Raw genomic sequence first — 12,446 nt, forward strand, 5'->3', positions numbered from 1 at the left:
ACCGCGCACCTTGGGAGCGCAACGCAGCTGCTCTGAGTGTTTGCCCGAAGCAGCAATGGGCGGCCCATCGCACCCGAGCGCCCCTGGCTGCCGTGCTCGAATTCATCGAGCATCCTGACGCATCAATTGAACTGACACGCTGAGCAGCCATGACAGCCACCTTGAACTCAACCGCCGTCACCCTTGGCACAAACGGGAATCACGTCTTCACCTACTCGCCGGGCGGCGACCGACCAGAGGGCATCTTGCACATCATGCTGCTGACGCAAGGGCAGGACGGCGTGACATTCGACGAGTACCAGAAGCACACGATCTCTGTTGGCCATACTCGCTTCGAGGTCCCACCGCCTCCCGCCTTGCGTTCCGTCGAGCCCTACCTGCTGATCGGCGTGGTGGCGGATCTTCATCGCCCGAATGTTCCCCAGACCCTTGGAGAGTTTTGCGATTGGATCGATGCCAGCAAACCGCCGTTCCATTGGTCCGGGCAGTTCGCAACGCATAAGCAGTTCAGCGATGCAAGGCGTGCGGCACAGCTCTGGGAGAGCGAGTTCTGGCTAGACCCCGAGAAGCGAAGCACGGTTGAAATCGGCATAGCCGCGCAACGCTTCGAGCAGTTGATGTTCGAGGTGTTCCCGGCGAACAGGCTTTCGTGGCAGGCGTCCGAAGAGTTGGTGGGAATTGCGCTAGAGCGCCATATTCGAGTCAAGCGTGACACGCAGGGACTGAAGCCGTGCGTTGCCTGCATGCTGGCTCTCGGTGCTGTGACCACTTCTGCAGGCATTGCCATTGCATTTGGCGTGACGAAGATTCGCATGCCGTTCCTGGTGCAGGACCTTGGCGAGCAGCCGCCCATCGTCAAAGCGCTCCTGGAGTGGGTCCTCAGCCGCATCAGGGAGCAGTACGGGGACGCAACGCCGAGGGAACTTATCGCAACCCTTACCGCTGCCGGTCTGTTCACCAAAGGCTGGGTTTCCAGCAGCATGGAAGGGTACGCGAGGTGGCTCGAGGAAACCTGCCGCAGGTACACCGACTGTGGAGATCCGCCCAACGGCCATTGACGCCCCGAGTTCGCTACGGGCAGAGCCGTATTGCGCCTTTCGGGTTGCGTTGGCCAGAGCTCTCAGATGAAGCGGATGTGGCGTCCCTCGAAGCACTCAAAGATGTCGCTCCAGACGTCCCCGCCCACTTCATCGACCTCGACGGCGGCAAGGAACTGCACCTTCCTCAACTCATCCCGCATGGCGTCGGGCCATGGCTCGTTGTGGGTGCGGTCTGCAGTGCGGCGTTCGACGACAGGCCTGGCGTTCTCTCCAGGGCTTGCGGGGTTGGATGGCGTCTGGTTCATGGCGATACCAGTGTCTGCACCTGAGGGCTTGATGGACATCGCCCGCAAGAGGGATGCGGGCCGACCACATCCCCCAAAAGGGGGGGGGCCTGGCACAAGATCCCCATTCAGGGCGATGGTCCGGGAGCCTGACGGTCGAGACACTGGCGGTCATCGAAAGCAGCCATCCAGGAACCCGCCATGACCGCCATCGCCACCGTTGCCGCTCACCGTGCCATCCAGTTCCCCGGCCTGTTCACCCGCGCTGTCGAGAAGATCCAGCCGATCCAGCGCAATGTGGAGCGGACCTACGCCAACGAGGTCCGCGACAGCATCATGCGTTGCACCCGCCAGATGACCGGCGCGCAATCACACAACCGTCGCGTCAAATTCCTGTCCGGCGTTGAAGTGCGCGAGATCAGCATGGCTGAATGGGTCAAGGCCAACGAGGCGTACCAGCCGGTCTGGCTCGGCTGAATCGCCTGCGCTGCGCCACGCACCCTGAGCCAGACGGCATGCGCCTGGGGCAGCCAGCTGCGCGAAAGCTCAAGCCTGCTCCAGCAGGCACCCGTCGGCCGCTATCGAAACTCTTGCCGCTTCGTCCGCAGGCCACCGAGCAACGGCGTCAAGTCCTCCAGGTGCCCAGCGATGAGATTACTCACCCCGTCGGCGCGCTGCCAGGCTCCCTCACAGCCAGCAGCCGGGAACTCAGCGTTTCCTGCCGCTGCCGTTCCCAGATGGCCCTGTGCACGATCACCTGCACTTCCCCGGTCTCGTCTTCCAGGGAAATGAAGATGGTCCCGTTCGCTGTTTCAGGCTGCTGACGCGTCGTCACGAGGCCGCAGGCCTTCACCTGCCGACGGTCCGGCGCGTCCTCCAGATCTGCAGCGGTCATCAGTGCCCGCTCTTGCAGTTGGGGCCGCAGGAGGGCCAGCGGATGTCGACGAAGCGTCAGCCCAAGCGACTCGTAGTCCTTGACGATCGCTTCGCCCTCGGGAAGTACCGGTACACCCGCCCCAAGGGTAAGTTTTCGACCGTGGTCTGGAGCTGCCGTCATGCGGAGCCGGTCGCACCCGGCGCCCAGGGCGCGGCTGAGGAAAACTGAGGGCTCACCGTGCTTGGCGTTCCACAACGGGGAGCGCACACGTTAAAGTTCCATCACTGCATTCCCGATGGCCGACGCTGCACGCAGCGTCGGCTGCTTGCGGGGTTAACTGTGGGGTTTCGGTAGGCGAACGAGAAAATTCCTTAAGTCAGACAGTCGCTTGCGTCAGCTCTCGACATTCAAGTGCAATTCCTCTACTGCAGCTCACCGCTCCGAAGGACACACCCGGTGCTCTTGAACGCGTTCTGAGGACCCACATGGTGATGCTGAAGGGCAAGCGCGGTGCAAAGGGCCGCGTCCTGGACGAGGCCGCATAGGACGCTTTGGGCCGATGCGAGCTGCACGCGTCCCGGGTCAGGCTCTCGCAACCTGCAAGCCCGGCGCCGGTGTACCCCTGGGTGTACCCCTGGAGCCCAAATGTGCGGCCAGAAGGACAAACGGCTTAGCTGCCGAAGCTGCTAAGCCGTTGATCTACTTCAATAAAAATGGTCGGGACGGCGGGATTCGAACTCGCGACCCCTTGCACCCCATGCAAGTGCGCTACCAGGCTGCGCTACGCCCCGACTGAGCCAAAAAGTATAACCGAGGAATTGCGCTTTCAGCCCAGAAGGCTGGCTCGGATCGCAAGAAGTTCGGCTCGAACCTGCTCCAGAGAGGTCAGCGGGTCCACGGCGAGCACCGGCAGTGTCAAGGATGCCCCGGAGGCCTTCAGCGGCTGGGCATGTGCATGCGATGCCAACCGGACGGCGGGCAGATGCGCCAGTTCGACCGGCGCGCTGGCGTCGTCGTCACCGTCGAGTTCCCCATCCATGGCTTCGAGCGCCTGTGCGGCCTCGGCTTCATCTCGGAAGTTCTGCGCCGCGGCCGCCGATGGCAGGCCTTCGCTGAGCTGGTTGCGCGCGCCGCTGATGGTGAAGCCCTGGTCGTAGAGCAGGTCGCGGATGCGGCGGATCAGCAGCACCTCGTGGTGCTGGTAATAGCGCCGGTTGCCGCGCCGCTTCATGGGCTTGAGCTGGGTGAACTCCTGCTCCCAATAGCGCAGGACATACGGCTTCACACCGCACAGCTCGCTGACCTCACCAATGGTGAAGTAGCGTTTGGCGGGAATGGAAGGCAGCGCTTTGTCCATTGAAATCAAGGGCTTCGGAGCGAAAGCTGAGGCAAGGCGTCAGACTCTACTCGAAGTCTTCGCCGCTGGGCGTATCGCCTTGCACCAACCCCTTGAGCTTGTGGGAGGCGTGAAAAGTCACGACGTTGCGGGCCTTGATCGGGATGGACTCGCCGGTGCGCGGGTTGCGACCCGGGCGCGGCGCCTTGCGGCGGATGTTGAAGTTGCCGAAGCCCGAGAGCTTGACGTCCTGGCCCTTGACGAGGCTGTCGTGCAGCATGTCGAAGAAGGCCTCGACCATGTCCTTGGACTCGCGCTTGTTCAGCCCGAGCTTGTCGAACAGCAGCTCGGCCAGCTCGGCCTTGGTCAGGGTGGGCGTTTCCAGGCTGCCGATGACGACCGCAGCGGATTCGGATTTCTTGGCGTCGTTCGCGTCCATTCGTGTTCCTGTTCCTGGGGTCAGCCGCGCAGGCGGCCGCCGAGCTGGTCGCCGACAGCGGCCACGATGGCGGCCACGGCCGCATCGATGCGCTCATCGGTCAATGTGGCTTCGTCGTCGAGCAGTTCCAGGCGCACGGCCAGGGAGCGCTCGTCGGGTTGCAGATCCGTGCTGGCGCCAGCAGCGGGTTTGAAGACGTCGAAGAGCTTGGCTGAACGCAACAGCGCGCCGCCAGCGGCCGTGATAGTGGCCATCAGTGCGTCGTGGGGCGTGCTGTCCTTGACGACCAGGGCCAGGTCGCGCTGCACGGCCTGCTGGCGCGGCAGCGGCTGGCCTTGCGGCAGCGTGCGAGTCAGCGCGGCGTCGAGATTGAGCTCAAAGACGACGGGGGCGCTGCCGCTGATCTCATAGGCCTGGCGCCAACGCGGGTGCAGTTCGCCGACGATGCCGATGGCGACGCCGTTCAGCTTGACGCTTGCGCTGCGGCCGGGGTGCAGGGCAGGGTGCTCGGCGGTTTCGAAGCTCAGCGTCTGCGGTGCGAACAGGGCTTCGAGGTCGCCCTTGACGTCAAAGAAGTCGACGGCGCGGTCGCGCTGGCTCCATTGCTGCTGGTCGGCGGAGCCCCAGGCCAGGCCGCCCAGGCGCAGCGGCTGCTCGATGCCGGCCACGCTCAGCGGCCCGTTGGCCACGCCAGCATCCCGCTTGAACACGCGGCCCAGCTCGAACACGCGCACGCGCGTCGCGCGGCGGGACTGGTTGTGGCGCAGCACCTGCACCAGGCTGCCGATCAGGCTGGTGCGCATCACCGACAGCGGCGCGGCGATGGGATTCAGCAGCTTGATGGGATCGGCGACACCGGCCAGCTCGCGCTCCCAGCGTTCCTCGACGAAGCTGAAGTTGATCGTCTCGAAGTAGTCGCGTGCGGCGACGGCGCGGCGCAGCGCGTGTGTGCTCTGGCGCGATTCCGAGCCCGTGCGGCCCACGATGGGCGCCAGCGGCGCGGTCGATGGCAACGTGGGATAGCCCAGCACGCGGATGACTTCCTCGATGAGGTCTTCCTCGATCAGGATGTCGAAGCGCCAGCTCGGCGGAGTCACCGTGATCACGCCGTCAGCGGCCGTGAATGGCAGGCCCAGACGCGTGAACACGCCTTCGCACTGGGCTTGCGTCAGCGGCATGCCGATGACCTTGGCAGCGCGCGCCACACGCAGCGTCACGGGCTTGCGCGTGGGCACGTTGGGCGACTGGTCGTCCATCGGGCCGACCTGGGTGCCAGACGTGCCGCAGATGTCGATGATGAGCTGCGTGACGCGTTCGATGTGCTCGACGGTCTGCGACGCATCGACGCCGCGCTCGAAGCGGTGGCCGGCATCGGTGGAGAAGTTGTAGCGGCGGCCACGGCCCATGACGGCCTCGGGCCACCAGAACGCGGCTTCGACGTAGACGTTGTGAGTGTCGTCGGAGACTGCGGTGTGGTCGCCGCCCATGATGCCGGCGAGGGACTCGACCTCGCGCGCATCGGCGATGACGCCGACCTTCTCATCCACCGTGATGGTGTTGCCATTCAGCAGCTTGAGCTGCTCGCCGGCCTTGCCCCAGCGCACGACCAGCTCGCCGCTGATTTTGTCGAGGTCGAAGATGTGCGACGGGCGGCCGTACTCGAACATCACGTAGTTGGAGATGTCGACAAGGGCAGTCACCGAGCGTTGGCCGCAGCGCTCCAGGCGCTGGACCATCCAGGCAGGCGTCTTGGCCTTGGTGTCGATGCCCTTGACGATGCGGCCGGAGAAGCGGCCGCACAGGTCGGGCGCCTCGATACGGATGGGCAGCTTGTCGTCGATGCCGGGCTTCACCGGCGGAAACTCGGCCTTGAGCAGCGGCACGCCGGTCAGCGCAGCCACCTCACGGGCCACACCGAAGACGCTCAGCCCATGGCCCAGGTTGGGCGTGAGCTTCAGCGTGAAGAGGGTGTCGTCGAGATTCAGGTGTTTGCGGATGTCTTCGCCAATGACGGCATCGGCGGGCAGTTCCAGCAGGCCGCCGTGGTCTTCGCTGAGCTTGAGCTCGCGGGCCGAACACAGCATGCCGAAGCTCTCGACGCCGCGCAGCTTGCCGACACCGATCTTGAAGGGCTTGGCTGCGTCATCGGTGGGCAGCTCGGCGCCGACGGTGGCCAGCGGCACCTTGATGCCGACACGGGCGTTGGGTGCACCGCAGACGATCTGCAGCGGTTCGGCGCCGCCGGCGTTGACCTTGCAGACACGCAGCTTGTCGGCGTTGGGGTGCTGTTCGGCTTCGAGGATTTCGGCGACGACGATGCCGTGGAAAGGCGGCGCCACGGGGCGCAGCTCTTCAACCTCCATGCCGGACATGGTCAGCAGTTCGGCCAGTTTTTCAGTGGACAGCGGCGGATTGCAGAACTCGCGCAGCCAGGACTCGGGGAATTGCATAACGATTTACTTGAACTGCGAGAGAAAGCGAAGGTCGCCGTCGAAGAAGGCGCGCAGGTCGTTGACGCCATAGCGCAGCATGGCCAGGCGGTCGATGCCCGAGCCGAACGCGAAGCCGATGTAGCGCTCGGGGTCCAGGCCCATGTTGCGGATCACTTGCGGGTGCACCTGGCCGGAGCCCGACACCTCCAGCCAGCGGCCCTTCAGCGGGCCGCTCTCGAACATGATGTCGATCTCGGCGCTGGGCTCGGTGAAGGGGAAGTAGCTGGGGCGAAAGCGCAGCTGCAGCTGGTCGGTCTCGAAGAAGGCGGTGATGAAGTTCAGGTAGACCGCCTTCAGGTCCTTGAAGCTGATGTTCTCGCCCACCCACAGGCCTTCGACCTGGTGGAACATGGGCGAGTGGGTGGCGTCGCTGTCGACGCGGTAGGTGCGGCCCGGCGCGATGACGCGGATTTCGGGCATGGTGTCCTGGCCCGCGTAGCGCTTGGCGTGGGCCTGCGCGTAGCGGATCTGCATCGGGCTGGTGTGCGGACGCAGGTTCAGCCAGGCACCGTTCTCGTCCTTCATGTCGACGTAGAACGTGTCCTGCATGGAGCGGGCCGGGTGGTTCTCGGGGTTGTTCAGCGCCGAGAAGCTGTACCAGTCGGTCTCGATCTCGGGGCCGTCGGCCACGTCGAAGCCCATGGAGGCGAAGATGGCCTCGATGCGCTCCATCGCGCGCGTGATCGGGTGCAGGCCGCCGGTGCCGCGGCTGCGGCCGGGAAGCGTCACGTCGAGGGCCTCGGCCTTGAGTTGCTTCTCGAGCTCTGCGGCGGCGAGCGCGTCGCGGCGGGCAGTCAGGGCGGTTTCGATGCCGACCTTGAGCTGGTTGATCTCGGCGCCGCGAGTCTTCTTTTCCTCGATGCTGAGGGCGCCCAAGCCCTTCATCAGTTCGGTCACACGGCCGGACTTGCCGAGGAAGCGCGCCTTGGCGTTTTCGAGTTCAGCGGGCGTTGGCGCGGCGGCAAAGTCGCTGCGTGCCGCTTCAAGAAGAGCGTCGAGATCAGACATTCGGAATTCGGGATGACAAGGGCAAAGTCCTTGCGTCGAAGACAAAAAGGGCCGGTCACAGAGTGACCGGCCCCGAAAGTTGCGTGCTCCGACGTGAGCCGGAGCGAATCGCAATCAGGCGAGCGCGGCCTTCACCTTGGCGAAGATGCTGGCAAAGCCAGCCGGGTCGTTCACGGCCAGATCGGCGAGGACCTTGCGGTCGATCTCGATCTGAGCCTTCTTCAGACCCGCCACGAACTTGCTGTAGGACAGACCCAGACCACGCGATGCAGCGTTGATACGGGCGATCCAGAGCTGACGGAAGACGCGCTTCTTGGTACGGCGGTCACGGTAGGCGTATTGACCCGCCTTCATCACCGCCTGCTTGGCGATGCGGAAGACGTTCTTACGACGACCCCGGAAGCCCTTGGCCAGAGCCAAGACCTTCTTGTGACGGGCACGAGCGGTTACACCACGTTTGACGCGAGGCATGTGTTTCTCCTTGAGTCAGTAGTGGATTACAGGCCAGCAAAGGGCAGCATCTGAGCGATGTGACCCATGTTGGTTTCGTGCACGGTGACGGCGCCGCGGAGCTGACGCTTGTTCTTCGTGGTCTTCTTGGTCAGGATGTGGCGCTTGAACGCCTGACCGCGCTTGACGGTGCCACCCGGACGAACGCGAAAACGCTTTTTCGCGCTGCTCTTGGTCTTCATTTTGGGCATGTTGATGCTCCTTCTAAGTGCGTCCCTGGGGCGGCGCCGGTGAGCCCGGCGCACTTGTTGGCCTCAGGAGACTAATGAACCCGTCGGCGACCAAACCGGCGGGTTGAACTCTTCGGTCTTTAGCGCTTTTTGGGCGCCAGGACCATGATCATCTGCCGACCTTCGAGCTTCGGCATGTTCTCGACGATCGCCACGTCGGCCAGTTCGTCGCGAATCCGCTCCAGCAGGCGCATACCGATGTCCTGGTGGGTGATTTCACGGCCCCGGTAGCGCAGCGTGACCTTGCCCTTGTCGCCGTCTTCGGCAATGAAGCGGCGCAGATTGCGCATCTTGATCTGGTAGTCGCCTTCGTCCGTGCCCGGGCGGAACTTGACTTCCTTGATCTCGATGATCTTCTGCTTGGACTTGGCTTCGGCAGCGCGCTTTTGCTCCTGGTACTTGAACTTGCCGTAGTCCATCAGCCGGCAGACCGGCGGATTGGCGGTGGCAGAGATCTCGACCAGATCCACATCCATGTCGCCCGCCATACGCAGGGCTTCCTGGATGCTGACGACGCCGATGGGTTCGTTCTCGGGGCCGTTCAGACGGACTTCGGGAGCCATGATTTCGCGGTTCAACCGGTGCTTGCGCTCCGGAATCGCACGACGGTCAGCAAACGTAGCGATGGTGTAGACCTTTCAACGGGCCCCAGGCGAGAGGCCCAAACAAAACAAATCGCGCCCGAAAGGCTTCAGACCTTGTTGGTGATGTCTGCGGAGATCCGAGAGAGGAAGTCCTGCAGGGGCATCACGCCGAGGTCCTGGTTGCCACGGGCGCGTACCGCAACGCTGCCATTCGCCTTTTCCTTGTCGCCTACGACGAGGATGTACGGCAGCTTTTGCATGGAATGCTGGCGGATTTTATAGGTGATCTTCTCGTTGCGCAAATCTGCTGAGGCCCTAAGCCCTTGTTTTTGCAGCGATTTCACAATTTCAGACACGTAATCGGCCTGCGCGTCGGTGATATTGGCCACCACGACCTGCGTTGGCGCCAGCCAGACGGGCAGCGCGCCGGCATGSTGCTCGATCAGGATGCCGATGAAACGCTCCAGGCTGCCGACGATGGCGCGGTGCAGCATGACGGGTGTCTTGTGCTGGCCGTCCTCGTCGACGAACTCGGCGCCAAGGCGGCCGGGCATCGAGAAATCGACCTGCATCGTGCCGCACTGCCACTGGCGGCCGAGGGCGTCCTTGAGCGTGTACTCGATCTTGGGGCCGTAGAAGGCGCCGTCTCCGGGGGAGATGATGAAGTCCACGCCCGAGGCACGCAGCGATTCCATCAGCGCGTGCTCGGCCTTGTCCCAGACCTCGTCGGAGCCGATGCGGGCGTCAGGGCGCGTCGCGACTTTGTAGATGATGTCCGTGAAGCCGAAGTCCGTGTAGACCTTCTGCAGCAGGGCCGTGTAGGCCACGCACTCGGCCAGGATCTGGTCTTCCGTGCAGAAGATGTGGCCATCGTCCTGCGTGAAGCCGCGCACGCGCATGATGCCGTGCAGGCCGCCGGTGGGCTCGTTGCGATGGCACTGGCCGAACTCGCCGAAGCGCAGCGGCAGGTCGCGGTAGCTCTTGACGCCGTGCTTGAAGATCAGGATGTGGCCCGGGCAGTTCATCGGCTTGAGCGCGTAATCGCGCTTCTCCGACTCCGTCGTGAACATGTTGTCGCGGTACTTGTCCCAGTGGCCCGTGGCCTCCCACAGCGTCTTGTCGAGCAGCTGCGGGCCTTTGACCTCCTGGTAGCCGTTGTCGCGGTAGACGCGGCGCATGTACTGCTCCACCTCCTGCCAGACCGTCCAGCCCTTGGGATGCCAGAAGACGACGCCGGGGGCGTGCTCGTCGATGTGGAAGAGGTCCAGCTCCCTGCCGAGGCGGCGGTGGTCGCGCTTCTCAGCTTCCTCCAGCATCACCAGGTACTTCTGGAGGTCGTCCTTGGTCGCCCAGGCCGTGCCGTAGATGCGTTGCAGCATCTCGTTGCGATGATCGCCACGCCAGTAGGCGCCGGCCACCTTCATCAGCTTGAAGTGCTTGAGCTTGCCCGTGCTGGGCACGTGGGGGCCGCGGCACAGGTCTTCGAAGGCACCTTCGGCATACAGCGACACATCCTGGTCGGCCGGGATGCTTTCGATGATCTCAGCCTTGTAGGCCTCGCCCATGGCCTTGAAGTGCGCCACCGCCTCGTCGCGCGGCAGCACGCGGCGCGAGACCTTCTCGTCCTTCTTGGCCAGCTCGGTCATCTTGGCCTCGATGGCGGCCAGATCGTCGGGCGTGAACGGGCGCTTGTAGGCAAAGTCGTAATAGAAGCCGTTCTCGATGACCGGGCCGATGGTGACCTGGGCGTCGGGGTAGAGCGACTTGACCGCGTAGGCCAGCAGGTGGGCCGTCGAGTGGCGGATCAGCTCCAGGCCATCGGCATCCTTCTCGGTGACGATGGCGAGCTGCACGTCGTGGTCGATGACGTGGCTGAGGTCGACGACCTTGCCGTCGACCTTGCCGCCGAGGGCGGCCTTGGCCAGGCCGGCACCGATGCTGGCGGCGACGTCGCCGACCGACAGCGCGGCGGGGTATTCACGGCGCGAGCCGTCGGGGAGTTGAATCGAAATCATGGGTGCTCCGAAGAGGCGACAAACAAAAAAGCGCGGCCACTTGCCGCGCTTTGTTTGTGCCCGAAGGCGAGAAGACGTGACGAGCCGCGGCCGACTAACTACCGGTAAACGGGAACGTAGTTCGCGGTGTCATAACCAGGGTGCCTTTCTCGCTCTTGTGAGGGGAGGAAGGCGAGATTCTAAAGCGGCAGGGCAGAAATGGAGTCGCGCTGGGCCAACGCAGCGAATTCATCGGCCAGGCGCTGGCTTTCCGTCACGGCGACGCGCCAGCGGCGGCGGCGCTCGGCGGCGTCCAGCGCCATGAAGTCATTGCGGTCGGGCAGCTTGGCGCCGGGCAGCCTGGCGATGAAATCGGGCGACGGGCACAGCAGCACGACGTTGTCGAGGAAGTCCGTCGAGCGGTGGCGGTGCTTCAAGGCCTTGTCCAGCCAGCCCGGGACGACCTGGCGCTGGAAATGCGGGTAGAGCACCAGCGGCGCGGTGGACGACTGCAGTGCGCGGTAGTCCAGGTGCAAGTGGTAGTCGGTGATGCCCCCATCCCAGTAGGCACCGCGCGGGGCGCCGGGCAGGTCTTGCTGGGCCTGCAGCCAGAAAGGGATGGAGCAACTCGCCAGCAACGCGCCGCGCAGGTTGGCGCGCGACAGATGCACCTCGCGGCTCGTGAAGTCGTTGAGCTTCAGCGGCAGGCGGTCGCGCGGGTCGGAGAAGACGACGCGCTCCAGGAAGCGGCCCAGCAGCGGGCGTGACATGGCGTTCGCCGCGAACGCGCCGAGGTAGCCCAGAGGCGTGCGCAGCTTGCCTTCTCGCGCCAGCAAGCCAGCGCGGCCTCGCGACGTGACCACGTGCAGGCGCAGCCGCGGGTGGGCCAGCACTTCGGCCTCGCGGCCCTCGAAGATATCGCCCAGGATCTCGCCGAAGCGCTTGCTGACACCCTCGGGCCGCGGGCGCTTCTCGCCGGGCAACACGTCGTACTCCTGTGTCACATAGGCCTCGGCCATGGTGTTGAACGCATCCGGCACGTCGCGGTGCGCCAGCGCAGCCGTGGCCATGCGCCAGGCACCGATGCTGGCGCCGACGAGATGCACCGGATGCTGGCTTTGCGGCAGCCATTCACCGAAGACGAAACGGTCCAACCCGTTGAGGATCAGCCCCTTGGGACCGCCGGCGGCAGCGGGAATCAAGCCAATATCCTCGGCGCGCAGCCCGCGCTCGGCCAGCCGCGCTTTCGCGGCCGGGCCGGCAAAGACCTGCAGGGCGCCCGAGCTCATGCGCTGAAGATAGCCCGGATCAGAACTTGTGTTCCCAGTTCACTGCCCACCATGGCACCGGATCGCGACGGTTCAGGTTGTAGTCGGGCGTGCCGATGATGACGACCCGCGTGCCCTGCTGGGGCTGGAACAGGCCGTTGACGCTGACGCGCACGCTGTCCTGCTTGCTGACCTGCATCGCCGCGAAGGCGTCCAGCGAGCGCGAGGCCAGCGAAGTCTGGCTCTGCAGCACGCTCTGGCGTACGTCGAACTCCGGTGCGATCTGTGCGCTGAATCCCATGTTGATGGGCAGAGTCTTGAACCGATAGTCCGCACCGAAGTTGAATTGCCATGGCTGCTGGCCTTCCAGACGGTTGTCGGGGC

General features: G+C 64.5%; 13 protein-coding genes, 1 tRNA gene and 1 pseudogene. 2 read left to right on the forward strand and 13 right to left on the reverse strand.

What is annotated here, in order from left to right:
- Positions 1 to 149: 149 nt before the first annotated feature.
- Positions 150 to 1,058 (forward strand): hypothetical protein, encoded by a 909-nt coding sequence (locus ACXJKJ_RS26305; RefSeq protein ID WP_457393717.1) that lies wholly within the window; start codon positions 150 to 152, stop codon positions 1,056 to 1,058.
- Positions 1,059 to 1,120: 62 nt separating this feature from the next.
- On the opposite strand, the gene ACXJKJ_RS26310 is transcribed toward ACXJKJ_RS26305, so the two are convergent.
- Positions 1,121 to 1,345 carry a hypothetical protein gene (locus ACXJKJ_RS26310; protein WP_457393719.1) on the reverse strand — a complete coding sequence of 75 codons (225 nt, stop codon included), beginning with the start codon at positions 1,343 to 1,345 and terminating at the stop codon, positions 1,121 to 1,123.
- A 180-nt stretch (positions 1,346 to 1,525) separates the two neighbouring features.
- Here ACXJKJ_RS26310 and ACXJKJ_RS26315 point away from each other — a divergent pair, with 180 nt between their 5' ends.
- Positions 1,526 to 1,801 (forward strand): hypothetical protein, encoded by a 276-nt coding sequence (locus ACXJKJ_RS26315; RefSeq protein WP_457393721.1) that lies wholly within the window; start codon positions 1,526 to 1,528, stop codon positions 1,799 to 1,801.
- A gap of 181 nt (positions 1,802 to 1,982) precedes the next feature.
- Here ACXJKJ_RS26315 and ACXJKJ_RS26320 read toward each other — a convergent pair whose 3' ends face one another.
- The 12 genes and pseudogenes from ACXJKJ_RS26320 to ACXJKJ_RS26375 all read right to left on the reverse strand — a co-directional run.
- Complete coding sequence (locus tag ACXJKJ_RS26320; RefSeq protein ID WP_457393723.1) at positions 1,983 to 2,381, reverse strand: hypothetical protein; 399 nt, start codon at positions 2,379 to 2,381, stop codon at positions 1,983 to 1,985.
- A 534-nt stretch (positions 2,382 to 2,915) separates the two neighbouring features.
- Positions 2,916 to 2,992, reverse strand: a tRNA-Pro gene (locus ACXJKJ_RS26325).
- 35 nt (positions 2,993 to 3,027) lie between these two features.
- Positions 3,028 to 3,558 (reverse strand): MerR family transcriptional regulator, encoded by a 531-nt coding sequence (locus ACXJKJ_RS26330; RefSeq protein ID WP_056197417.1) that lies wholly within the window; start codon positions 3,556 to 3,558, stop codon positions 3,028 to 3,030.
- Positions 3,559 to 3,604: 46 nt separating this feature from the next.
- Positions 3,605 to 3,976 carry an integration host factor subunit alpha gene (locus ACXJKJ_RS26335; RefSeq protein WP_056197414.1) on the reverse strand — a complete coding sequence of 124 codons (372 nt, stop codon included), beginning with the start codon at positions 3,974 to 3,976 and terminating at the stop codon, positions 3,605 to 3,607.
- Positions 3,977 to 3,996: 20 nt separating this feature from the next.
- Positions 3,997 to 6,426, reverse strand: a complete 2,430-nt coding sequence (gene pheT, locus ACXJKJ_RS26340) for a phenylalanine--tRNA ligase subunit beta (protein WP_056197412.1) — start codon at positions 6,424 to 6,426, stop codon at positions 3,997 to 3,999.
- A gap of 6 nt (positions 6,427 to 6,432) precedes the next feature.
- Positions 6,433 to 7,476: a phenylalanine--tRNA ligase subunit alpha gene (gene pheS / locus ACXJKJ_RS26345; protein WP_457354696.1), complete on the reverse strand. Its 1,044-nt coding sequence runs from the start codon at positions 7,474 to 7,476 to the stop codon at positions 6,433 to 6,435.
- 114 nt (positions 7,477 to 7,590) lie between these two features.
- Positions 7,591 to 7,947: a 50S ribosomal protein L20 gene (rplT, locus tag ACXJKJ_RS26350; RefSeq protein WP_025564000.1), complete on the reverse strand. Its 357-nt coding sequence runs from the start codon at positions 7,945 to 7,947 to the stop codon at positions 7,591 to 7,593.
- A gap of 26 nt (positions 7,948 to 7,973) precedes the next feature.
- Positions 7,974 to 8,177 (reverse strand): 50S ribosomal protein L35, encoded by a 204-nt coding sequence (gene rpmI / locus ACXJKJ_RS26355; protein WP_056197410.1) that lies wholly within the window; start codon positions 8,175 to 8,177, stop codon positions 7,974 to 7,976.
- Positions 8,178 to 8,296: 119 nt separating this feature from the next.
- The gene (gene infC, locus ACXJKJ_RS26360) at positions 8,297 to 8,842 is read right to left on the reverse strand and encodes a translation initiation factor IF-3 (RefSeq protein WP_082532663.1); all 546 of its coding nucleotides are present in this window, start codon (positions 8,840 to 8,842) and stop codon (positions 8,297 to 8,299) included.
- 65 nt (positions 8,843 to 8,907) lie between these two features.
- Positions 8,908 to 10,815 carry a threonine--tRNA ligase gene (gene thrS / locus ACXJKJ_RS26365; RefSeq protein WP_457393725.1) on the reverse strand — a complete coding sequence of 636 codons (1,908 nt, stop codon included), beginning with the start codon at positions 10,813 to 10,815 and terminating at the stop codon, positions 8,908 to 8,910.
- Positions 10,816 to 10,994: 179 nt separating this feature from the next.
- Complete coding sequence (locus ACXJKJ_RS26370) at positions 10,995 to 12,083, reverse strand: patatin-like phospholipase family protein (RefSeq protein WP_457393727.1); 1,089 nt, start codon at positions 12,081 to 12,083, stop codon at positions 10,995 to 10,997.
- 19 nt (positions 12,084 to 12,102) lie between these two features.
- Positions 12,103 to 12,446, reverse strand: a pseudogene (locus ACXJKJ_RS26375) (hypothetical protein); the annotation flags it as partial.

It is taken from the genome of Roseateles sp. P5_E1, from assembly GCF_054049335.1.